The following is a 21,148-nucleotide window of genomic DNA, read 5'->3' as shown; positions in this document are numbered from 1 at the left end:
CGGCGGGGTACCCCGCCGGAACGATTCCAGTCACCGCGGCCCGCGACGGCCGCCGGACGCTCCGCCGGTCAGTTCGTCTTCGGCGGGGCGGGCCGCTGCGGGCTGCGCAGCGAGAACGGGTGGCCCGCCGGGTCGGAGTAGGAGCGGTCGTCGGTGCGGCCGTGATCGGCGCGGGTCTCCAGCGGGCGCCCGCCCAGGCCGACGATCCGGCGCTCCACCTCGTCCAGGTCCTCCGACGCGGCCAGCAGCTCCAGATGGGCCTGTTGCGAGTCGTCGGGACGCGGCCAGCTCGGCGCGACGGCGTTCAGATCCAGGCGGAACACGATCCGCGTGCCGTCCGTACCGAGCAACTCGACCCGGCCGCCGCCCACTTCGGGCCGCACCTCGCCGCCCAGCAACTCATGGTAGAACTCGGCCAGTTCGATCGGCTCCGCGCAATCGAGCACCAGCACCGCAGCCTGCACCAGGCCCATGGGCCCTCCTCAACCGACACTCGATCCCGGACTGTTGTGCGCGCTGTTACCCCGTCCGGCCGCGATGAATCGAAACCGCTGCCGAATCCGGCCACGGGAGGGTGACGGCTACCAGGCGCGCGCCGCCGCCACGAGCCGGTCGTGCACGCGGGCCACGTCCGGGTTGGCGTCCGTGCCGGGGCGCCGGACCAGGAACAGGGCGCACGCCGGTGGCTCCGGCGGGGAGTGCAGCAGGGCGAGACGGCCGCTGTCCAACCGCTCCCGGCAGAGCGCGCGGGGCAGCAGCCCGTACCCGGCGCCCGCGCCGACGGCCGCGAGCACGGCGCGCGGGTCGGGCACGGTCACCGCCGGGCGGGCGGTGAGCTGCCTGCCGAAGGCCGTCCGCCAGTAGCGGCGCAGGGTCGGCATGTCCTCCGGGCACGCCACCAGCGGCACCTCCCGCAGCGCGCCGCACACCGCATCCGCGCCGCCCGTCCCGGTCCGCCCGGCCCACCCGGGCGCCGCGACCAGCAGGTACTCCTCGTCGGCCAGCGGCACCGAGGCCAGGGTCCGGCCGCGCGGACGCCGGGTGGAGACGACCAGGTCGTGCCGTCCGGCCCGCAACGCGTCGAGGAGCGGCTCGGACAGCCCCTGCTCGACGCGCAGTTCGACGCCGTCCGCGACCAGCGGCGCCAGCGACGGCAGCACCCGCGCGCCGAGCAGCTCCGGCGGCCCGGCGACGCGGACGGGGGCCGGGGCGGCGCCGCCGTCCTCCAGCCGGGCCAGCGCGTCGAGCGGCGCGGCGACCCTGGCGGCGAGTTCACGCGCGTACGGCGTGGGCTCGACGCCCCGCGGCAGCCGGGAGAACAGCTCCCGCCCGGTCTGCTGCTCCAGGGCGCGGATCTGCGCCGTCACGGTCGGCTGCGACAGACCGAGCAGCGGCGCCGCCGCGGTGAAGGTCCCCGCCCGGTACACGGCCAGAAAGGTGCGCAGCAGGTTCAGGTCGGCGTGCGCCGGGAGCTGGTCGCCGCGGGGCGGGACGGCGGCGGGCGTCCGGTTCGTCATGGGCCAAGACTAACCACCGCGTCCATCGGAGAGCCGATGGGAGAGATCGGTGTGCCTATTGGCATGCGGATGGACGGCGGGCCTAACGTCGGCAGACGCGTCCCGCGCGACCCCAGCGGGGCGGACCCCCACGACAGCACAGGAGACAGCACCCATGGCGAAGATCCTTTTCGTGATGACCGGCGCCGACCGGTGGACGCTGGCCGACGGCAGCGAACACCCCACCGGGTACTGGGCCGAGGAGGCCGTCGTCCCGTATCTGGCGTTCAAGGACGCCGGTCACACGGTCACCGTGGCCACCCCGGGCGGTGTGGTGCCGCCGGTCGACCGGGGGAGCCTCAGCCCCGAGGCCGCGGGAGGCGCCGAGAAGGCAGCCGCCTACCGGGCCGTGGTGGAGAGCGCGCCGGAGTTCGCCGCGCCCGTCGCGCTGGCCGACGTCCGGCTCGCCGAGGACGGGTACGCGGCCGTGTACGTGCCCGGCGGACACGGCCCCATGGAGGACCTGGCGGTGGACGCCGACTCGGGGCGGGTCCTGACGGAGGCCCTCGCGGGCGGGGTGCCGCTCGGCGTGGTGTGCCACGGGCCCGCCGCGCTGCTCGCGGCGGTGGACGGCGACGGCGCCAACGCGTTCGCCGGGTACCGGATCGCCGCCTTCACCAACGCCGAGGAGCGGCAGGCGGGGCTGGCCGACGCCGCCGCGTGGCTGCTCCAGGACCGGCTGACCGAGGCAGGTCTGACCGTCGAGGAGGGCGAGCCCTGGGCTCCGCACGTCGAGACCGACCGCACCGTCGTCACCGGCCAGAACCCGGCGTCGTCCGCGCCCCTGGCGGCCGAACTGCTCAAGCGGCTCGCCTCCTGATGCCGCCCGGGGGACGGCCCCGGTGACCGTCCCCACCCGATCGACTGGACGCTCTGTCCAAGGGTTGGACTCATCGTCTAGAGTGGGTGGACGGGACGACGAGAGGCGGTGGACGCGGTCATGTCCGACAGCGGTCTGGAGGCGGAGCGCGACGCGATCGTGGCGGCGCTGAAACCCGTCGCCCGGGGGATCGCGGCCACCTTCGGGCCGGTCTGCGAGGTGGTCCTGCACGACTACCGGCGGCCCGAGGAGTCGGTCGTGGAGGTCGCCGGATCGGTGACCGGGCGCGAGGTCGGCGGGGCGATGAGCGAGATCGGTTTGCGCGTGCTGGCGCGCGGCGACGACGCGTGCGACGACCTGAACTACGTCACCCGCACCCGCTCGGGCGCCCTGGTCAAGTCGTCGACGGTGGTCCTGCGCGACTCCTCGGGCGGGGTCTTCGGCGCCCTGTGCGTCAACGTGGACGTGACCGCCGTCGGCGAGGCCCATGCCCTGCTCGGCGCGCTGGCCGGGCTCGGCGCCGCCCCGGCCGAGGCCCCGGTGACCACCTTCGGCAACGACATCGACGCCGTGGTGGACGCCGTCCTGGAGACCCACCCGCTCGGCACCCACCGCAACTGGGCGGGGCTGGACCGCGCCGGACGCGTCGACCTCTTCCGCAGCCTCGACGCGCAGGGCGTCTTCGCCGTGCGCCGGGCCGCCGAACAGGTCGGCGCGCGGCTCGGCATCTCCCGCGCCTCCGCCTACAGCTACCTCGCCCAGGCCCGCACCCCCGCCGGCCCCGCATCGGACGGAGCACCCGCGTGACCACCACCCCACCGATCACCCTCGACGACATCCGTGACGCCGCCGCCCGCCTCCGGGGCGTCGCGCACCGCACGCCCGTCCTGCGCTCCCGCACCCTCGACGCCCGGGTCGGCGCCGAGGTCTTCCTCAAGTGCGAGAACGTCCAGCGGATCGGCGCCTTCAAGTTCCGCGGCGCCTACAACGCGGCCTCCCGGCTCACCCCGGAGCAGCTCTCCCGGGGCATCGCCGCCTACTCCTCGGGCAACCACGCGCAGGCCGTCGCTCTCTCCGCCCGCGAGCTGGGCACCACCGCCGTCATCGTGATGCCCGAGGACACCCCCCGTTCGAAGATGGCGGCCACCGTCGGGTACGGGGCGCAGATCGTCACCTACGACCGCTACACCGAGAACCGCGCGGATGTCGCCGAGGCCCTGGCCGCCGAACGCGGCCTGGTGCTCGTCCCGCCGTACGAGCATCCGCACGTGATGGCGGGCCAGGGCACGGCGGCCCTCGAACTCCTGGAGGAAGTGGGCGAGTTGGACGCCCTGGTGGTGCCGGTCGGCGGTGGCGGGCTGATCGCCGGGAGCGCCACGGCGGCCAAGGGCCTGTATCCGGGCGTCAAGGTGATCGGCGTCGAGCCGGAGGCGGGCGACGACACCCGGCGGTCCCTGGCGGCGGGCCGCCGCGTCAGCATCCGGGTGCCGCGCACCATCGCCGACGGCCAGGCCGCCGAGACCCCCGGCGAGCTGACGTTCTCGGTCAACCGGCGGCTCGTCGACGCCATCGCGCTGGTCTCCGACGACGAGATCCGGGACGCGATGCGCTTCGCCTTCGAGCGCCTGAAGACCGTCCTCGAACCGAGCGGCGCGACCGGGCTGGCCGCCCTGCTGGCCGGTCGCACCGACGCCCCGCCGCGCCGGGTCGGCGTGATCCTCTCCGGCGGCAACATCGACACGGTCCGCTTCGCGCACCTGCTCGGGGAGGGCGCCTGACGGCCCGCGGCGCGGTCCCGCCCGGCGCGCGGCGTCCCGCGCGCACGCGCGCCGCACCGGGCCCCGGCCTCCCGCCTTGATTCCTGGAAACCGATCGGTTTACGCTGCATCCAGCAGGAAACCGATCGGTTTCCCGTGTCGCGATCTTTCGAGTCGGGAGAGTCCCATGACAGCCATCGCAGGTTCGGTCGTACTCGTCACCGGAGGCAGCCGGGGCATCGGCAGGGCGCTGGTCCAGGCCCTCCACGAGCGCGGCGCGAAGAAGGTGTACGCCACCGCCCGCGACCCGCGCACCGTCACCCACCCGGACGCCGTGCCGCTCGCCCTGGAGGTCGGCGACCCGGCGTCCGTCGCGGCCGCCGCCGAACAGGCCCAGGACGTCACCGTCCTCGTCAACAACGCGGGCGCGGCCGTCAACGCGAACTTCCTGACCTCACCCGTGGACGACGTCCGCCGCGAGTTCGAGACCAACTTCTTCGGGCCGCTGCTGACGGCCCGCGCCTTCGTCCCGATCATCGAGCGCAACGGCGGCGGACACCTCCTCAACGTCCACTCCGTGCTCTCCTGGATCGCCACCCACGGCTCCTACAGCGCCTCCAAGGCCGCCCTCTGGTCCCAGACCAACTCCCTGCGCCTCGACCTGAAGCCGCGCGGCATCGACGTCACCGGACTGCACGTCGGCTACGTCGACACCGACATGGCCGCCGCGATCGACGCCCCGAAGTCCTCCCCTGAGCGGGTCGCCGAGCAGGCGCTCGACGGCATCGAGACGGGCGCCTTCGAGGTGCTCGCCGACGAGCTGACCCGGCAGGTGAAGGCGGGCCTCGCGGGCGACCCGGCCGCCCTGTACCCGCAGCTCGCCGCCTGACCGCCGAAGGCGCGTCACACGGTGCCCCGGGGCCGGGTCGCCGGCCGGCTCAGACCGGCAGCAGGCGGCTGACCAGCGCGCCGAGCTGACGGGCGTTGCGGCACTCGCGCATCTCCGCGATCGCCGCGTAGTCGGGAGCCACGGAGTCCCCGGTGCCCCACAGGTCGCGCGGCTCGGGGTTCAGCCAGTGGACGCGGCGGGCCCGGCCGGTGATCTCGCGCAGCGCCGGGAGGTTGGGGTCGCCGTGGTTGGTCCGGGCGTCGCCCAGCACGAAGACCGTCGTGCGCGGCCCGACCGCGCCACCGTACCGGAGCGCGAACTCGCCCAGCGCGGCGCCGTAGTCGCTGCTGCCGTGGTGGGAGGTGAGGGCCGCCTCCGCGTCGATGCGGGCGCCCAGGCCCTCCGGGTCGGCGGCGCCGCGCACGAGGAGCCCGGTCACCTCGTCGACCCGGTTGACGAAGGCGAACACCCGCACCTTGCTGAACTGGTCGTGCAGCGCCTGCACCAGCAGCATCGTGAAGTCGGAGAACCCGGACACCGAGCCCGACACGTCGCACAGCAGCACCAGTTCGGGCCGCACCGGACGGCGCCTGCGCAGCACCGGCCTGACCGGCACCCCGCCCGTCGACAGGGAGGCGCGCAGGGTGCGCCGCAGGTCGATCGAGCCCCGGGCGGCCCGCCGTCTGCGTGCCGCGAGGCGGGTGGCCAGCTTGCGGGCCAGCGGCTGGACCGTCCTGCGCAACTCGGCGAGCTGCGCCTTCCCCGCGTACAGGAAGTCGACCCGGTCCGGGGTGGGGGCGACCGCGCGGCGGGCGATCTCGTCCCGGTCGCGCCGCTCGGCGACCCGGCGCCGCGCCTCCGTCGCCACCAGCGCCCTGAAGTGCGCGATCCGCCGCCGCACCTCGTCGCCGACCAGCCGCCCGTCGAACCCGGCGCCGCCGCCCCGGGCCCGGACGTCGTCCCGCACGCGCGCGAAGAGCGTCTGCGGGCGCAGCCGGTCCAGCGTCTGGTACGACGACCAGCCGTCCGCGCCGGACGGGGAGCCGTACGCGCCGAACCCGTCGACCGCCTCCGCCGCCAGCCGCCCCAGCAGGGCCGTGTCGTCGTCGGCGAGGGCCGCGGCCAGCCGGTCCCGCAGCTCGTCGCGGTCGGCCGGCGCGGTGCGGGGACCGCCGACGGAGGCCGGGAAGTACAGGTCGAAGACGGGGTCGAACACCGGCCGCTGGACCTGGCTGTGCAGCAGCGTCGCCGCCAGCCCCTCCCGCAGCGCCTCGCGGTCCGCGAGACCCAGCGCGTCCACCGCGTGGGCCGCGTCCACCGTCTCGCCGGTGCCGATCCGCATCCCGTGCGCGCGCAGCGCCCCCACCAGCGAGGTCAGCCGCTCGGCGACGCCGGGCGCGGTCACACGGCGTCCAGGTCGAGCTTGGCGGACGCCCTGAGGACGTCGTCCTGGTGCTTGAGCAGCACCCCGAGGGTGTCCTTGACCACGGTCTCGTCGAGGGTGCCGGCGCCGAGCGCCAGCAGGGTCCGCGCCCAGTCGACGGTCTCCGCGACCGACGGCACCTTGCGCAGCTCCATCGCCCGCAGCGCGCCCACCACCCGGACCACCGACGCGGTCAGCGCGGCGTCCAGGTCGGGCACCTTCAGCCGGACGATCGCGCGCTCCAGCTCCTCGTCGGGGAAGCCGATGTGCAGGAACAGGCAGCGGCGGCGCAGTGCCTCGGACAGTTCCCGGCTGGCGTTCGAGGTGAGGACCACGAACGGGCGGCGGGTCGCGGTGACGGTGCCGAGCTCGGGGACGGTGACCTGGAAGTCGCTGAGCACTTCGAGGAGCAGCCCCTCGACCTCGACGTCCGCCTTGTCGGTCTCGTCGATCAGCAGCACCTTGGGGTCGTCGCCGCGGATCGCGGTGAGCAGCGGGCGCGGCAGCAGGAACTCCTCGCCGAAGATGTCGGTGCGCGCCTCGTCCCACGTCTCGTCGCGGCCCGCGCTGATGCGCAGCAACTGCTTGGCGTGGTTCCACTCGTACAGCGCCCGCGACTCGTCGACGCCCTCGTAGCACTGGAGCCGCACCAGGCGGGCCCCCGCGACCTCGGCGACCGCCTTCGCCAGCTCGGTCTTGCCGACCCCGGCGGGCCCCTCCACCAGCAGCGGCTTGCCCAGCCGGTCGGCGAGGAAGACCGTCGTCGCGACGGCGCGCGAGGCCAGATAACCGGTCCCGGCGAGCCGCGCGGACACGTCGTCGACGGAGTGGAACAGCAACGGGACCTCCTGCTGGGTGACCGGGCGCGACGCGGGCTGGCCAAGCGCTTGGTCAGCCACTCTGCCACAGGCTCCCGCGCCGGGGGAGCCGGTACACCGATCGGTTTCTCCGCCGGGGGCGGCCGGGGTAGCCTCGCCGTATGGCCACGACAGACAAGGCGTCCACGAGGGACCGGCTGCTCGACGCGGCGGCCGAGCTGTTCTACCGCGACGGCGTCTCCATCGGCGTCGAGGCGCTGTGCCGGACGGCGGGCGTCTCGAAGCGCTCGATGTACCAGCTCTTCGACGGCAAGGACGACGTCCTCGCGGCGAGCCTGGCCCGGCGCGCGCCCGGCTACGCGGCCCAGCTCACCCCCGGCCCCGGGGACGCGGGCACCCCGCGCGAGCGCATCCTGTACGTCTTCGAACGGGCCGAGGCGCTGTCGGCCGCGGCCGACTACCGGGGCTGCCCGTACCTGGCCGCCCTGGTCGAGCTGAAGGACCCCGCGCACCCGGCCAGCGTGGTCGCGCGCGAGGCGAAGGAACGCCTCCAGGGCGCCTTCCGGACCCAGGCGGAGCGGGGCGGCGCCGAGGACCCGGCGTTCCTCGCCCGCCAGCTCATGCTGGTCTTCGACGGGGCGAGCGCCCGCGCGGGATCAGGCATCGAGACCCTGGACGGCCTCGCGACGACGACCGCGGCGGCCCTGCTCGACGCGGCCGGAATGCGCGCGCCGGGGGAGCGGACGGCAGCGGGGGACCGCTAGGCGTCCGGGGCCGGGGGTCGGCTGGAGTCCGGCGGCCCGTGGCGTCGGTCGCGGGGATCGATCTGCGCGGCCTCCGCCCCCGCCCCCGTGTCCGTACCCCCGTTCGGGTCAGTACCGCGTGCCGGGGCCGGACACCGGCCGGTCCAATGGGGTGGTGACCGCGACCCCGGACGACTGTCTCGCTCGTAACGACTGGATCTGCGGTGCCTATCTGAGCAGCCGTGGTCAGATCCTCCTCGACGCGGTCCTCCAGCACCTGCGGCTCACCGGGCTCGCCGTGCTCATCGGGCTCGCGCTCGCGCTCCCGCTCGCGGTGGTCGCGCGCCGCTGGCGGTGGGCCTCCGGGCCGGTCCTCGCCGTCACGACGATCCTCTACACCATCCCGTCGCTCGCCATGTTCTCGCTGCTGCTGCCCCTCTACGGGCTCTCCGCGAGCCTCGTCGTCGCCGGGCTCGTCCTGTACTCGCTGACCCTGCTGGTCCGCAACATCCTGGCGGGGCTGCGGGCCGTGCCGGAGGAGACCCGGCAGGCCGCCCGGGGCCTGGGCTACGGACCCGTCCGGCTGCTGCTCACCGTCGAACTGCCCCTCGCCCTGCCCGCCGCCATGGCCGGGCTGCGCATCGCGACCGTCTCGGCGGTCTCCCTGGTCACGGTCGGCGCGATCGTCGGGTTCGGCGGCCTCGGCAACCTCATCTACGCCGGGATGAACACCTACTTCAAGGCCCAGGTGCTGACCGCGTCCGTGCTCTGCGTGGTCATCGCCGTCGTCGCCGATCTGCTGCTCCTCGGAGTGCAGCGGCTGCTCACCCCGTGGACCAGGGCGGCCCGCGGATGACGACCCTCGCCGACGCCTGGCACTGGCTCACCGACCCCGCCCACTGGTCGGGCGACAACGGGATCGCGCACCGGCTGCTCCAGCACCTCGTCCTCACCGTCGTCTGCCTGGTCGTCAGCTGCCTGATCGCGCTGCCCGTCGCCCTCGTCCTCGGCCACCTCGGGCGGGGCGGCGCCCTCGCGGTCAACCTCTCCAACATCGGCCGCGCGGTGCCCACCTTCGCCGTGCTGGTCCTGCTGCTGCTGACCCCCGTGGGCCGCTGGGGCGAGGGCCCGACCGTCGTCGCCCTGGTGCTGTTCGCCGTGCCGCCGCTGCTCACCAACGCCTATGTCGGCATGCGCGAGGTCGACCGCGACGTCGTCCGGGCCGCCAGGGGCATGGGCATGACCGGCCGGCAGACGCTGCTGCGGGTGGAGCTGCCGCTGGCGCTGCCCCTCGTCATGAACGGCGTCCGGATCGCCGCCGTCCAGCTCGTCGCCACCGCGACCATCGCGGCCCTCGCGGGCGGCGGCGGCCTCGGCCGCATCATCACGGCGGGATTCAACCTCGCCAGCACCCCGCAGGTCGTCGCCGGGGCCGTGCTCGTCGCCGTGTTCGCCCTGGTCGTCGAGGCGGTCTTCGAGACGGTGGAGCGGCTCGCGCCCCGCTGGGCCAGGGCGGCACGGTGAGACGGCGCCTCCCGGCCCCCGTCGCCGCCGTCGTCGCGCTGCTGCTGTTCGCGGGCTGCTCCGGCGGGCCCTCCCTGGAGAACCGCGGCGAGGTCACCGCCCCGCCCGGCGACAGCCACCACCTCGTCGTCGGCTCCGCCGGGTTCACCGAGAGCGACCTGCTCGCCCAGATGTACGCCCAACTCCTCGACCACGCCGGGTACAAGACGTCCCTGCTGACCGTCGCCAACCGCGAACTCTACGAACCCGCCCTGGAGTCGGGGCAGATCGACGTCGTCCCCGAGTACGCGGCCACCTTCGCCGACTGGCTCAACGCCAAGGCCAACGGCCCCGACGCGCCCCCGGTCGGCTCGCCCGACCTCGCCGCCACGATGACCGCGCTGCGCCGCCTGGCCGCGCCGCGCGGTCTCACCGTCCTGCCGCCCGGCCGGGCCGTCGACCAGAACGCCTTCGCGGTGAGCGCCTCCTACGCCCGCGAACACCACCTCAGAACCCTGAGCGACCTGGGCCGCTCCGGGCTGAAGGTGCGCCTCGCGGCGGGCGACGAGTGCGTCCAACGGCCCTACTGCGAGCCCGGGTTGAAGAAGACGTACGGCATCGACATCACCGCCGTCGACCCCAAGGGCGTCGGCACCACCCCGGCCAAGAAGGCCGTCCAGAGCGGCCAGGACCAGATGGTCCTCACCACCACCACCGACGCCACCCTCTCCCAGTTCGGGCTGGTCATCCTCGCCGACGACAAGCACCTCCAGAACGCCGACTACGTCGTCCCCGTCGTCAACCGCTCCCGGGCCGGCGGACCCGGACCCACCGCCGCGCTCGACCGGCTCAACAAGGTGCTCACCACCGCCGACCTCGCCTCCCTCGGCGAACAGGTCGACAGCTGGCGCAGACTCGCCCAGGACGTGGCCCGCGCCTATCTGAAGGAGAAGAAGCTCATCGGCTGAGCGGGCGCGTCAGGCGTCGGAGACCGAGTCGAACGACACCTCGGTCCTCGGCACGCCCTGCGCGTCCGCGTCCACCGAGCGCCGCAGCGCCTCGTGCAGCTTCGCCGGGGTCAGCACGCCCAGGAACCGGGCGTCGTCCAGCACCGCCACCCACCCGGCGTCGTGCTGCAGCATGACGCCGAACGCCTGCTTCAGCGGCGCCCCCACCGGCACCCACGCCTGCATCCGGTGCCCGTGGTCGCCGACCGTGCCGCCCGCGCCGAGGTCGTCGAGGCCGACCCAGCCGTGCAGGTCGTCCCGCTCGTCCAGGACGACGGCCCAGCGCGCGTCCTCCGCCCGCAGCCGGCGTGCCGCGTCCGCGGCCGGTTCCGCGGGCCGGGCGACCGGCGGCTGCTCCAGGTCGTCCACCTCGATGGCGGTCACCGAGAGCCGCTTCAGCCCCCGGTCGGCGCCCACGAACCCGGCGACGTACGGCGTGGCCGGGGTGCCGAGCACCGCGCCCGGGGTGTCGAACTGCTCGATCCTGCCCTCGCCGTAGACGGCGATCCGGTCACCGAGCCTGACCGCCTCCTCGATGTCGTGGGTGACCAGCAGCACTGTCTTGCGCACGGCGGCCTGCATCCGCAGGAACTCGTCCTGCAACTGCTCGCGCACCACCGGGTCCACCGCCCCGAACGGCTCGTCCATCAGCAGCACCGGCGGATCGGCGGCCAGCGCCCGCGCCACCCCGACCCGCTGCCGCTGACCGCCGGAGAGCTGGTCCGGGTAGCGCGAGCCGTACCGCGCGGGGTCGAGGCCGACCAGGTCGAGCAGCTCGGCGGCGCGGGCACGCGCCCTGGCCCGCTTCCAGCCCAGCAGCGCGGGCACGGTCGCCGTGTTGTCGAGGATCGTGCGGTGCGGGAAGAGGCCGACCTGCTGGATGACGTACCCGATCCGGCGCCGCAGCCGGACCGGGTCGACGGCGGCGATGTCCTCGCCGTCGACCAGGATCCGCCCCGAGGTGGGTTCGATGAGCCGGTTGACCATCATCATGGTCGTCGTCTTGCCGCACCCGGACGGCCCGACGAGGGTGACCAGCTCGCCCTCGGACACGTCGAGGTCCAGGTCGTGCACGGCCGTGGTGCCGTCCGGGTACCTCTTGGTGACCTGCTCGAACCGGATCATGCCTGTCACGCTAGTCGCGCGGGGGCCGGCCCGCCCCTCAGCGCGGGCCGCCGCCCGGCGGACGGCCGACCAGCACCACGTCCAGGGTGCGCGGGCCGTGCACCCCCTCGACCCGGTCCAGCTCGATGTCGCTGGTCGCCGAGGGGCCCGAGATCCACGTCGACGGGCGGGTCGGGTCGAGCCGTTCCAGGGCCAGCGGCACCGAGGTCACCACCTGGTCCGGGACCCGCACCACGCACACGTGGTGGTCGGGGACGAGGGTGATCCGGCGCCTGCCCTGCCCGGGGCCGCCGTCCAGGACGATCGTGCCGGTCTCCGCGATCGCCACCGCGCACCCCGTGACGACGCTGTCCACCCGGTCGAGCTCGGCCGGGGTGCTCGCGGCCAGGTCGGGCACCCGCCGGGCGTCCGAGTCCGCCAGCCAGGCCGGGTCGAGACCGTCCGGCACCAGCACCGTCCGCGCGCCCCGCCCGGCGAGCAGCCGGCCGACGACGGCGGGGAGCCCGTCCTCGGCGCAGCGGTGCACGCGCGCCCGGTAGTCGGCCAGGTTCCCGGCCAGCAACCCGGCGGCCGCGACCGCGTCGAGACGCCCGTGCTCGCGCGCGTACGCCCGCTCGACGGCCCGCTCGTACGGGGTGTCGTCCGGCGCGACGTCCGCCAGGGCGCGGCGCACCCGGCCCAGGATCCGCTCCCTCGTACTCACTCGGCTTCCTCTCCGCCGCGGGTCCGCCGCCACCAGTCGCGGAACGGTTCCGCGGGCACCGCGGGCAGGTCTCGGGTGGCGCTCCAGGCCCGTCCTGGCCCCGGCAGCGTGCGCGGATGGAGGCGGCGGGTGCGGGAGGCGAGCCGCTGCCCCGCGCGCAGGGCGCCGGGCCGGGCGAACGCCCAGCGGGCCGCGCGCATCGCCGCCCGCTCGGCCGCGTGCCCCTTCGCGGGCCGCAGCACCACCCGGTTGCCGTCACGGACCACCGGGCCGCCCTCGACGACCCGCTCCCGCAGCCGCACCAGCACCTCCGGGATGTCGATGGCCACCGGGCACACCTCGTAGCAGGCCCCGCAGAGCGACGACGCGTACGGCAGGGAGGCGTCGATCCCGCTCGCCGTGCCCCGGAGCTGGGGGCTGAGGATCGCGCCGATCGGGCCCGGGTAGACCGAGCCGTAGGCGTGCCCGCCCGCCCGCTCGTACACCGGGCACACGTTGAGACAGGCCGAGCAGCGGATGCAGCGCAGCGCCTGCCTGCCGACCTCGTCGGCGAGGGTGTCGGTGCGGCCGTTGTCGAGCAGGACCAGGTGGAAGGCGCGCGGGCCGTCCTCGTCCGTGGTGCCGGTCCACATGCTGGTGTAGGGGTTCATCCGCTCGGCGGTCGAGGAGCGCGGCAGGGTCTGCAGGAACACCTCCAGGTCCCGCCAGGTCGGCAGGATCTTCTCGATGCCGACGACCGAGATCAGCGTCTCGGGCAGGGTCAGGCACATCCGCCCGTTGCCCTCGGACTCGACGACCACCAGGGTGCCCGTCTCCGCGATCATGAAGTTGGCGCCCGAGATCCCGACCCTGGCCCGCAGGAACTTCTCCCGCAGATGGAGCCGGGCCGCCTCCGCCAGCTCGGCGGGCGTGTCGGTGAGCCCCTCGGGCGCGGGCCGCCCCCACGCGCCCATCTCCCGGCGGAAGACGTCCCGGATCTCCCCCCGGTTGCGGTGGATCGCCGGGACCAGGATGTGCGACGGCCGGTCCTTGCCCAACTGCACGATCAGCTCGGCGAGATCGGTCTCGTAGGCGCGCACACCCTCCGCCTCCAGGGCCTCGTTCAGCCCGATCTCCTGCGTGGCCATCGACTTGACCTTGACGACCTCCGACTCGCCGGTCTCCGCCACCAGCCGGGCCACGATCCGGTTGGCCTCCGCGGCGTCCGCCGCCCAGTGGACCGTGCCGCCCGCCGCGGTCACCGACTCCTCCAACTGGACCAGATAGCGGTCGAGATGACGGAGCGTGTGGTCCTTGATCCGGCGGCCCGCCTCCCGCAGCTCCGCCCAGTCGGACACCTCCGCGACGGCCTTCTCCCGCTTGGCCCGGATGGTGTGCGTGGCATGCCGGAGATTGCCGCGCAGCGTCCGGTCGGCCACCGCCTCCCGCGCCGCCTCGGGGAACGCGGGCATCCCCACGAACGTCCCGCTCATACCGCCGGTACCTCCTCCGTGCTCGCCAGGATCTCCGCGATGTGCACCGGCCGCATCCCCGTCCTGAGCCGCGCCATCGTGGAACCGATGTGCATCAGGCACGAGTTGTCGGCCGCGCAGAGCGCGTCGGCGCCGGTCGACACCGCGTTGCGCACCTTGTCCGCGCCCATCGCCGCCGACACGTCCGGGTTCTTCAGCGCGAACGTGCCCCCGAACCCGCAGCACTCCTCGGCCCCCGGCAGCTCCACCAGTTCGAGGCCGCGGACCGCCGCCAGCAGCCGCCGGGGCCGGTCGCCCAGGCCCAGGCTCCGCAGCCCGTGGCAGGTCGGATGGTAGGTCACCTTGCGCGGGTAGTACGCGCCGACGTCCGTCACCCCGAGGACGTCCACCAGGAACTCCGTCAGCTCGTACGTCTTCGGCACCACCGGCGCCAGCGTCGCCGCCAGCGAGCCGCCGCGGCCCTCCGCCCGCGCCCGCTCGCCCAGCCGCGGATACAGCTCCCGCACCATCGCCCCGCACGACCCGGACGGCGTCACGATCGCCTCGTACCCGCCGAAGACGTCGGCGAAGTGCTGGGCCAGCGGCTCCGCCTCGTGCCGGTAGCCGGTGTTGTAGTGGGCCTGCCCGCAGCAGGTCTGCGCCATCGGGAAGTCCACCTCGACGCCCAGCCTGGTCAGCAGTCTCACCACCGCGCGCCCGGTGTCCGGATAGAGCGTGTCGTTGACGCAGGTCAGGAACAGGGCGACACGCATCGCGGCTCCTCGGGGTCGGTCGTCGGGTCAGGGCAGGGCAGTGGGGCGGACGGTGGCCGGGGCACGGGCCGTTCACCCACCGGCGAGCCGGGCCCGCGCGGCCCGCCAGCGGACGGTGTCGCCCCGCGGCTCGTACCGGGTCAGCGGCTGGGTGCGCACCAGCAGCCGCCGCATCCCGGCCAGGTCGCCGACCAGACCGTCCGCGCGGGCCTGCGCCAGCACGTTGCCGAGCGCCGACGCCTCCGTCGGGCCCGCCACCACCGGCAGCCCGCAGGCGTCGGCGGTGAGCTGGCACAGCAGCGCGTTGCGGGTGCCGCCGCCCACCATGTGCACCACGTCCACCGGACGGTCGGCCAGCCGCTCGGCGTCCGCCACGGCCTCCCGGTGGGCCAGCGCCAGCGAGTCCAGGATGCAGCGGGTGATCTCGGCGGGGGTCGCGGGCACCGGCTGCCCGGACGCACGGCACGCCCGCGCGATCCGCTCCGGCATCCGCCCCGGCGCGAGGAACGCGGCGTCCTCCGCGTCCACCACCGAGCGCAGCGCCGGGACCTTCGCCGCGTCGAGCAGCAGCGCGCCGAGGTCGGGCCCGCCCCACTCCCGCACGCACTCCTGGAGCAGCCACAGGCCCATGATGTTGCGCAGGTAGCGGACCGTGCCGTCGAGCCCCAGCTCGTTGGTGAAGTTGGCGGCCCTGCTCTCCTCGGTGAGCACCGGCGCGGTCAGTTCGAGACCGGCGAGCGACCAGGTCCCGGTGGAGATGTACGCGAACCCCGGGCCGGTCGCGGGCACGGCGGCCACCGCGGACGCCGTGTCGTGCGAACCGACCGCCGTCACCGGCACCGGACCGCTCAGGCCGGTCGCCTCCAGCGCCCCGGGCGTCAGGAACCCGGCCGCGTCGCCCGGCCGTCGCAGCGGCGCGAACAGGCCGAGGTCGATGCCCAGCCGGTCCGCGACGCCGTGCGCCCAGTCGCGGGTGCGCGGGTCGATCAGCTGGGTCGTCGACGCGTTGGTCAGCTCGGTGCCCTGCTCCCCGGTGAGCCAGTACGACAGCAGGTCCGGGATCAGCAACAGCCGCCACGCCTGCGCGAGTTGGGCCGTTTCGGCGGCGGCCGTCAACTGGTACAGGGTGTTGAAGGGCGCGTACTGGAGCCCGGTCGCCGTGTACAGCTCGGCCGCGGGCAGCGCCGCCCACACCTTCTCCGCGACGCCCTCGGTGCGGGCGTCGCGGTAGTGCACCGGGTTGCCGAGGAGCGCCCCGTCGGCGTCCAGCAGGCCGTAGTCCACCGCCCAGCTGTCGATGCCGACCGAGTCGACCGGGCCCGCGGCCCGCAGCCCGTCCAGCACCCCGGCGTACAGCGCGAGCACGTCCCAGCGCAGCCCCTCGGGCACCCGCACCGGGCGGTTCGGGAACCGGTGGGCCTCTCGCAGCTCAAGGGAGTCCGGGTCGACGCGGCCGACCATGACGCGCCCGCTGGACGCGCCGAGGTCGACCGCCGCGTACGACCGCACCCGGGCGCTCATCGCAGGAAGGCGGCGGCGACGCCGGCGTCGACCGGGACGTGCAGCCCCGTGGTGTGCGTCAGATCGCCGCCGGTCAGGGCGAAGACGGCGTTGGCCACGTGCTCGGGCAGCACCTCGCGCTTGAGGAGGGTCCGCTGCGCGTAGAACTCGCCGAGCTTCTCCTCCGGCACCCCGTAGACGGCCGCGCGCTGCGCGCCCCAGCCGCCCGCGAAGATCCCCGAGCCCCGCACCACACCGTCCGGGTTGACCCCGTTGACCCGGATGCCGTGCTCGCCCAGCTCGGCGGCGAGCAGCCGCACCTGGTGCGCCTGGTCGGCCTTGGTCGCGGAGTACGCGATGTTGTGGGGACCGGCGAACACGGCGTTCTTCGAGGCGATGTAGACGATGTCGCCGCCGAGCCCCTGCGCGATCATCACCCGGGCCGCCTCCCGCGAGACGAGGAAGGAACCGCGCGCCATGATGTCGTGCTGGAGGTCCCAGTCCCGGGCGGACGTCTCCAGCAGCGGCTTGGAGATGGAGATCCCGGCGTTGTTGACGACCAGGTCGACCCCGCCGAACGCCAGCGCCGCCGCCGCGAACGCGGCGGCGATCTGCTCCTCGGAGGTGACGTCCACGGTCACCGCGACGGCCCTGTCGGCGCCGCCGAGTTCCGCGGCGACGGCGCTCGCGTTCTCCTCGTCCAGGTCGGCGATCACGACGCACGCGCCCTCGTCGACCAGCCGCCGCGCGATGGCCCTGCCGATCCCGCTGCCCGCGCCCGTCACCAGCGCCACCCGGGTCGCCAGCGGCTTCGCCCTCGGCATCCGCCGGAGCTTGGCCTCCTCCAGCGCCCAGTACTCGATGCGGAACTTCTCCGCCTCCTCGATCGGCGCGTACCGGGACACCGCCTCCGCGCCGCGCATCACGTTGATCGCGTTGACGTAGAACTCGCCCGCCACCCGCGCGGTCTGCTTGTCCTTGCCGAAGGAGAACATCCCCACGCCCGGCACCAGCACCACCGCGGGGTCGGCGCCGCGCATCGCGGGGGAGTCCGGCAGCGCGTGCCGCGCGTAGTAGGCCGCGTACTCCTCGCGGTACGCGGTGTGCAGCTCCCTGAGCCGGGCGATCGTCTCGTCGAGCGGCGCGGTCGGCGGCAGGTCGAGGACCAGCGGACGCACCTTCGTGCGCAGGAAGTGGTCGGGGCAGGAGGTGCCCAGGGCGGCGAGCCGCGGGTGCTCGGCGCGCGAGACGAAGTCCAGCACGACGTCGGAGTCGGTGAAGTGCCCGACCTGCGGCCGGTCCTGGGAGGCCAGCGCCCGCACGTACGGTGCCAGCGCCGCCGCCCGCTCCCGCCGCTCGCTCGCGCCGAGCGCCGCGTACCCGTCGAGCACGGGACCGAACGGCTCCGGCCTGCCGCGCTCGGCGAGGAACGCCTCGGCGGTGCGGATGATGTGCAGCGAGTTGCGCTCGCACTCCTCCGAGGTGTCGCCCCAGGCGGTGATGCCGTGGCCGCCCAGGACGCAGCCGATCGCGCTCGGGTTGGCCTTCTGCACCGCCGCGATGTCCAGACCGAGCTGGAAGCCGGGGCGGCGCCACGGCACCCACACCACCGTGTCGCCGAAGCACTCGGCCGTGAGCTTCTCCCCGTCGGCCGCGCAGGCCAGCGCGATCCCCGAGTCCGGGTGGAGATGGTCGACGTGGGCCGCGTCCACCAGACCGTGCATGGCCGTGTCGATGGAGGGGGCGGCGCCGCCCTTGCCGTGCAGGCAGTAGTCGAACGCGGCGACCATCTCGTCCTCGCGCTCCACCCCCGGGTACACGGCCTGAAGGCCGCGCAGCCGGTCGACGCGCAGCGCGGCGAGCCCGGCCCCGGTCAGCGTGCCGAGGTCGCCGCCCGACCCCTTCACCCACATCAGTTCGACGTCGTCGCCGGTCGCGGGGTCGGTGCCGGTGCCCTTCGCGGAGGTGTTGCCGCCCGCGTAGTTGGTGTTGCGGGGGTCTGCGCCGAGCCGGTGGGAGCGCGCCAGGAGGGCGGCGGCTTCGGGGTGGGGTGCCATGGTCGGTCTCTTCCTTGCGTCGACGGAACGGTGCGGGTGGGTCGCCAGCGGGGGAGGGAGGTCAGGCGCCCCAGCCGGCCTGGGTGCCGCCGACCCGGGTGGCGACGATGTGCTCCTGCCAGCCGGACCTGCGGTAGGCGCCCATCGGGTCGGGGTCGAGCCCCAGCTCCTCGCGCACCTCGGCGAGCAGGGGGCGCACGTCGGTGTTGTAGGCGTCCATGAGGACGGCGTTGGCGTCCAGGACGTCGCCCGCGGCCTGCGCCCGCGCCAGGGCGTCGCGGTCGACCAGCAGGGCCTTCGCGGTCGCCTCCTGGACGTTCATGACGGAGCGGATGATGGCGGGGATCTTCGCCTCGATGTTGTGGCACTGGTCGAGCATGAAGGCGATCTCCGGGGTGAACCCGCCGCCGCGCACGACCTCGTACATGATGCGGAAGAGCTGGAAGGGGTCGGCGGCACCGGCCATCAGGTCGTCGTCGGCGTAGAAGCGCGAGTTGAAGTCGAAAGCGCCGAGCTTCCTCTCGCGCAGCAGGGTGGCGACGATGAACTCGATGTTGGTACCGGGCGCGTGGTGGCCGGTGTCCACGACGACCTGGGCCTTCTCGCCGAGCTTGAGGCAGTGCGCGTAGGCGGTGCCCCAGTCCGGGACGTCCGTCGAGTAGAACGCGGGCTCGAACAGCTTGTACTCCAGGAGCAGGCGCTGGTCGTCGCCGAGCCGGCCGTAGACGGCGGCCAGGCCCTCGGCGAGCCGGTCCTGGCGCGCGCGGATGTCGTCCTGGCCCGGGTAGTTGGTGCCGTCCGCGAGCCAGAGCTTGAGGTCCTTGGAGCCGGTGGCGTCCATGATGTCGACGCACTCCAGCAGGTGGTCGAGCGCCTTGCGGCGGACCGCCGCGTCCGGGTGGCAGACGCTGCCCAGCTTGTAGGCGTCGTCCTGGAAGGTGTTGGAGTTGACGGTGCCCAGCCTCAGGCCCAGCTCCTCGGCGTGCTTCGCCAGCGCGGCGTAGTCGTCGACCTTGTCCCAGGGGATGTGCAGGGCGACGGTCGGGGCGGCGCCGGTGAACTCGTGGACCTTGGCGGCGTCCGCCAGCTTCTCCCGCGGGTCGCGGGGCACGCCCTGCTGGGCGAACACCTTGAAGCGGGTGCCCGAGTTCCCGTACGCCCACGACGGCGTCTCTACGGCCTGGGTCTTGAGCGCGGCCTTCACCGCGTCGAGTTCGGTCACGTCAGGGCTCCTGTAGCAGCGCGGGTATGAATCGATTCAGCACCGGAAACTAAGAGGGTGTCGATCGGGTGTCAACCCCTACGACAGAGGGCGCTCCTCTTGTTCATACCGTGACCTTGGGATCTCGTCAGCGCGTCGAAAACTTTTCGAGGTGGACCCATTGACGTGACCTGGCGCACGCGCCTAACGTCCCGGCAACCAAGTTGAAACCTTTCACGACGCTGTGCGGACAGGGTCCGAGCGTCGTCGAGGAGCCCTTCATGACCCACCCGTCCGACACGGGTCCGGCCCCGGTGCTCGCGCTGGAGGACATCTCGAAGTCCTTCGGAGCGGTGCGCGCCCTGCGGGACGTTTCCCTGCGGCTGTTCCCCGGCGAGGTGCACGCGCTCGCCGGGGAGAACGGCGCGGGCAAGTCGACCCTCATCAAGACGCTCGCCGGTGTCCACCGGCCCGACGCCGGCCGGGTGCTGCTCGACGGCGAGCCCGTCGTCTTCCACGGCCCCGGCGACGCCAGGGACGCCGGCATCGCCGTCATCTACCAGGAGCCCACGCTCTTCCCCGACCTGTCGATCGCCGAGAACATCTTCATGGGCCGCCAGCCCCGGCGCGCGTTCGGCCGGATCGACCACAGGGCCACCCGCGCGGCGACGGAGGCGCTGATGCGGCGGCTCGGCGTCGACCTCGACCCGGACCGGCCCGCCCGCGGCCTGTCCATCGCCGACCAGCAGATCGTCGAGATCGCCAAGGCCCTCTCCTTCGAGGCCCGCGTCCTCGTCATGGACGAGCCGACCGCGGCCCTCACCGGCAGCGAGGTCGCCCGCCTCTTCGGCGTCGTGCGCACCCTGCGCGACCAGGGCGCCGCCGTCCTGTTCATCTCCCACCGGCTGGAGGAGATCTTCCAGATCTGCCGCCGGGTCACCACCCTGCGCGACGGCGGCCTCATCTCCAGCGAGCCCCTCGACGGCATGACCGAGGACGACCTGGTCCGCCGCATGGTGGGCCGCGACCTCGACGAGCTGTACCCGAAGCAGGACGTCACGGCGGGCGAGGTCGCCCTCAGCGTCAAGCGGCTCACCCGCGAGGGCGTCTTCACCGACATCTCCTTCGAGGTGCGCAGGGGCGAGATCGTCGGCCTCGCCGGACTCGTCGGCGCGGGCCGCACCGAGGTCGCGCGCGCCGTCTTCGGCATCGACCGCTGGGACGCGGGCGGCGTCGAGGTGGACGGCAGGGCGCTCACCAACGGCGCCCCCTCCACCGCGATGGCCGCCGGACTCGCCCTGGTCCCCGAGGACCGCCGGGCCCAGGGCCTGGTGATGGGCATGTCCATCGAGCGCAACATCGGCCTCACCGGACTGCGCACCACCGTGCGGGCCGGGCTGATGGACCGCGGCGCCGAACGCAGCCGCTCCCTCGACTGGGCGGTCAGGCTCCAGGTGAAGTACTCCCGGATCGCCGACGCCGTCTCCACGCTCTCCGGCGGCAACCAGCAGAAGGTCGTCCTCGCCAAGTGGCTCGCCACCGGCCCCGGGGTGCTGATCGTCGACGAACCCACCCGGGGCATCGACGTCGGCACCAAGGCCGAAGTGCACCGGCTGCTCAGCCAGTTGGCCGCCGACGGCGTCGCCGTCCTGATGATCTCCTCCGACCTGCCCGAGATCCTCGGCATGGCCGACCGCGTACTCGTCATGCACGAGGGCCGCCTGACCGCCGAGATCCCCCGTGCCGAGGCCACCGAGGAGACCGTGATGGCCGCGGCGACCGGGAGGGCCGCCGCATGACCGAACCCGTACGGAGGGCCGCC

20 protein-coding genes are annotated in these 21,148 nt (G+C 74.1%); 9 read left to right on the top strand and 11 right to left on the bottom strand.

Annotated elements, in window-relative coordinates:
* Window positions 1-68 precede the first annotated feature (68 nt).
* Entirely contained in the window at window positions 69-473 is a 405-nt protein-coding gene (locus GA0115242_RS33505; RefSeq protein ID WP_093835262.1) for a VOC family protein, read from the bottom strand.
* 108 nt (window positions 474-581) lie between these two features.
* Entirely contained in the window at window positions 582-1,517 is a 936-nt protein-coding gene (locus GA0115242_RS33500) for a LysR family transcriptional regulator (protein ID WP_093835260.1), read from the bottom strand.
* Between the two features lie 154 nt (window positions 1,518-1,671).
* Here GA0115242_RS33500 and GA0115242_RS33495 point away from each other — a divergent pair, with 154 nt between their 5' ends.
* The 4 genes from GA0115242_RS33495 (at window position 1,672) to GA0115242_RS33480 (ending at window position 5,022) form a co-directional block, all read left to right on the top strand.
* Window positions 1,672-2,376 (top strand): type 1 glutamine amidotransferase domain-containing protein, encoded by a 705-nt coding sequence (locus tag GA0115242_RS33495; protein WP_093835258.1) that lies wholly within the window; start codon window positions 1,672-1,674, stop codon window positions 2,374-2,376.
* 120 nt (window positions 2,377-2,496) lie between these two features.
* Window positions 2,497-3,183 (top strand): helix-turn-helix transcriptional regulator, encoded by a 687-nt coding sequence (locus GA0115242_RS33490; protein WP_093835286.1) that lies wholly within the window; start codon window positions 2,497-2,499, stop codon window positions 3,181-3,183.
* Window positions 3,180-4,154: a threo-3-hydroxy-L-aspartate ammonia-lyase gene (locus GA0115242_RS33485; RefSeq protein ID WP_093835256.1), complete on the top strand. Its 975-nt coding sequence runs from the start codon at window positions 3,180-3,182 to the stop codon at window positions 4,152-4,154. The genes GA0115242_RS33490 and GA0115242_RS33485 overlap by 4 nt, the downstream gene beginning before the upstream one ends.
* Before the next feature lie 166 nt (window positions 4,155-4,320).
* On the top strand, window positions 4,321-5,022 hold the full coding sequence (locus tag GA0115242_RS33480; RefSeq protein WP_093835254.1) for an SDR family oxidoreductase: 702 nt from the start codon (window positions 4,321-4,323) through the stop codon (window positions 5,020-5,022).
* Between the two features lie 49 nt (window positions 5,023-5,071).
* Here GA0115242_RS33480 and GA0115242_RS33475 read toward each other — a convergent pair whose 3' ends face one another.
* Together GA0115242_RS33475 and GA0115242_RS33470 are read right to left on the bottom strand one after the other, a co-directional pair.
* A complete protein-coding gene (locus GA0115242_RS33475; protein WP_093835284.1) occupies window positions 5,072-6,364 on the bottom strand; it encodes a VWA domain-containing protein in 1,293 nt (430 codons plus the stop codon).
* A 59-nt stretch (window positions 6,365-6,423) separates the two neighbouring features.
* Window positions 6,424-7,281 carry an AAA family ATPase gene (locus tag GA0115242_RS33470; RefSeq protein ID WP_093835282.1) on the bottom strand — a complete coding sequence of 286 codons (858 nt, stop codon included), beginning with the start codon at window positions 7,279-7,281 and terminating at the stop codon, window positions 6,424-6,426.
* A 143-nt stretch (window positions 7,282-7,424) separates the two neighbouring features.
* Between GA0115242_RS33470 and GA0115242_RS33465 the strand changes: the two genes are divergently transcribed.
* From GA0115242_RS33465 to GA0115242_RS33450, 4 genes are all read left to right on the top strand, one after another.
* Window positions 7,425-8,027, top strand: coding sequence for a TetR/AcrR family transcriptional regulator (locus GA0115242_RS33465; RefSeq protein ID WP_093835252.1), 603 nt, complete (start codon window positions 7,425-7,427; stop codon window positions 8,025-8,027).
* A 154-nt stretch (window positions 8,028-8,181) separates the two neighbouring features.
* Window positions 8,182-8,862, top strand: a complete 681-nt coding sequence (locus GA0115242_RS33460) for an ABC transporter permease (protein ID WP_093835280.1) — start codon at window positions 8,182-8,184, stop codon at window positions 8,860-8,862.
* Complete coding sequence (locus tag GA0115242_RS33455; RefSeq protein ID WP_093835276.1) at window positions 8,859-9,530, top strand: ABC transporter permease; 672 nt, start codon at window positions 8,859-8,861, stop codon at window positions 9,528-9,530. The genes GA0115242_RS33460 and GA0115242_RS33455 overlap by 4 nt, the downstream gene beginning before the upstream one ends.
* A complete protein-coding gene (locus GA0115242_RS33450) occupies window positions 9,527-10,477 on the top strand; it encodes an ABC transporter substrate-binding protein (RefSeq protein WP_176729960.1) in 951 nt (316 codons plus the stop codon). The genes GA0115242_RS33455 and GA0115242_RS33450 overlap by 4 nt, the downstream gene beginning before the upstream one ends.
* A gap of 9 nt (window positions 10,478-10,486) precedes the next feature.
* Here the strand turns inward: GA0115242_RS33450 and GA0115242_RS33445 are convergent, their stop codons facing one another.
* The 7 genes from GA0115242_RS33445 to rhaI form a co-directional block, all read right to left on the bottom strand.
* Window positions 10,487-11,641, bottom strand: a complete 1,155-nt coding sequence (locus GA0115242_RS33445) for an ABC transporter ATP-binding protein (protein WP_093835250.1) — start codon at window positions 11,639-11,641, stop codon at window positions 10,487-10,489.
* Window positions 11,642-11,678: 37 nt separating this feature from the next.
* On the bottom strand, window positions 11,679-12,344 hold the full coding sequence (locus GA0115242_RS33440; RefSeq protein ID WP_093835248.1) for a LutC/YkgG family protein: 666 nt from the start codon (window positions 12,342-12,344) through the stop codon (window positions 11,679-11,681).
* On the bottom strand, window positions 12,341-13,816 hold the full coding sequence (locus tag GA0115242_RS33435) for a LutB/LldF family L-lactate oxidation iron-sulfur protein (protein WP_093835246.1): 1,476 nt from the start codon (window positions 13,814-13,816) through the stop codon (window positions 12,341-12,343). Before GA0115242_RS33435 ends, GA0115242_RS33440 begins: the two co-directional genes overlap by 4 nt.
* On the bottom strand, window positions 13,813-14,568 hold the full coding sequence (locus GA0115242_RS33430) for a (Fe-S)-binding protein (RefSeq protein WP_093835244.1): 756 nt from the start codon (window positions 14,566-14,568) through the stop codon (window positions 13,813-13,815). The genes GA0115242_RS33435 and GA0115242_RS33430 overlap by 4 nt, the downstream gene beginning before the upstream one ends.
* Window positions 14,569-14,640: 72 nt before the next feature.
* Entirely contained in the window at window positions 14,641-16,089 is a 1,449-nt protein-coding gene (locus tag GA0115242_RS33425) for a rhamnulokinase (RefSeq protein ID WP_093835242.1), read from the bottom strand.
* The gene (locus GA0115242_RS33420; RefSeq protein ID WP_093835240.1) at window positions 16,086-18,125 is read right to left on the bottom strand and encodes a bifunctional aldolase/short-chain dehydrogenase; all 2,040 of its coding nucleotides are present in this window, start codon (window positions 18,123-18,125) and stop codon (window positions 16,086-16,088) included. The genes GA0115242_RS33425 and GA0115242_RS33420 overlap by 4 nt, the downstream gene beginning before the upstream one ends.
* 61 nt (window positions 18,126-18,186) lie before the next feature.
* Window positions 18,187-19,347: an L-rhamnose isomerase gene (gene rhaI / locus GA0115242_RS33415; RefSeq protein WP_093835238.1), complete on the bottom strand. Its 1,161-nt coding sequence runs from the start codon at window positions 19,345-19,347 to the stop codon at window positions 18,187-18,189.
* A gap of 260 nt (window positions 19,348-19,607) precedes the next feature.
* On the opposite strand from rhaI, the gene GA0115242_RS33410 reads away from it, so the two are divergent.
* A complete protein-coding gene (locus tag GA0115242_RS33410) occupies window positions 19,608-21,125 on the top strand; it encodes a sugar ABC transporter ATP-binding protein (RefSeq protein ID WP_093835236.1) in 1,518 nt (505 codons plus the stop codon).
* Window positions 21,126-21,148: the final 23 nt, after the last annotated feature.

This window comes from Streptomyces sp. SolWspMP-5a-2 (assembly GCF_900091845.1).
GTDB classification, from domain to species: Bacteria; Actinomycetota; Actinomycetes; order Streptomycetales; family Streptomycetaceae; genus Streptomyces; species Streptomyces doudnae.
Note: the sequence above shows the minus strand (reverse complement) of the source record. Positions and strands in the feature narration are given on the sequence as shown.

Coding starts and splice junctions, on each gene's coding strand:
- GA0115242_RS33505 (WP_093835262.1), bottom strand. CDS start 473: ATGGGCCTGGTGCAGGCTGCGGTGCTGGTGCTCGATTGCGCGGAGCCG.
- GA0115242_RS33500 (WP_093835260.1), bottom strand. CDS start 1,517: ATGACGAACCGGACGCCCGCCGCCGTCCCGCCCCGCGGCGACCAGCTC.
- GA0115242_RS33495 (WP_093835258.1), top strand. CDS start 1,672: ATGGCGAAGATCCTTTTCGTGATGACCGGCGCCGACCGGTGGACGCTG.
- GA0115242_RS33490 (WP_093835286.1), top strand. CDS start 2,497: ATGTCCGACAGCGGTCTGGAGGCGGAGCGCGACGCGATCGTGGCGGCG.
- GA0115242_RS33480 (WP_093835254.1), top strand. CDS start 4,321: ATGACAGCCATCGCAGGTTCGGTCGTACTCGTCACCGGAGGCAGCCGG.
- GA0115242_RS33475 (WP_093835284.1), bottom strand. CDS start 6,364: ATGCGGATCGGCACCGGCGAGACGGTGGACGCGGCCCACGCGGTGGAC.
- GA0115242_RS33465 (WP_093835252.1), top strand. CDS start 7,425: ATGGCCACGACAGACAAGGCGTCCACGAGGGACCGGCTGCTCGACGCG.
- GA0115242_RS33455 (WP_093835276.1), top strand. CDS start 8,859: ATGACGACCCTCGCCGACGCCTGGCACTGGCTCACCGACCCCGCCCAC.
- GA0115242_RS33445 (WP_093835250.1), bottom strand. CDS start 11,641: ATGATCCGGTTCGAGCAGGTCACCAAGAGGTACCCGGACGGCACCACG.
- GA0115242_RS33435 (WP_093835246.1), bottom strand. CDS start 13,816: ATGAGCGGGACGTTCGTGGGGATGCCCGCGTTCCCCGAGGCGGCGCGG.
- GA0115242_RS33430 (WP_093835244.1), bottom strand. CDS start 14,568: ATGCGTGTCGCCCTGTTCCTGACCTGCGTCAACGACACGCTCTATCCG.
- GA0115242_RS33425 (WP_093835242.1), bottom strand. CDS start 16,089: ATGAGCGCCCGGGTGCGGTCGTACGCGGCGGTCGACCTCGGCGCGTCC.
- GA0115242_RS33420 (WP_093835240.1), bottom strand. CDS start 18,125: ATGGCACCCCACCCCGAAGCCGCCGCCCTCCTGGCGCGCTCCCACCGG.
- GA0115242_RS33410 (WP_093835236.1), top strand. CDS start 19,608: ATGACCCACCCGTCCGACACGGGTCCGGCCCCGGTGCTCGCGCTGGAG.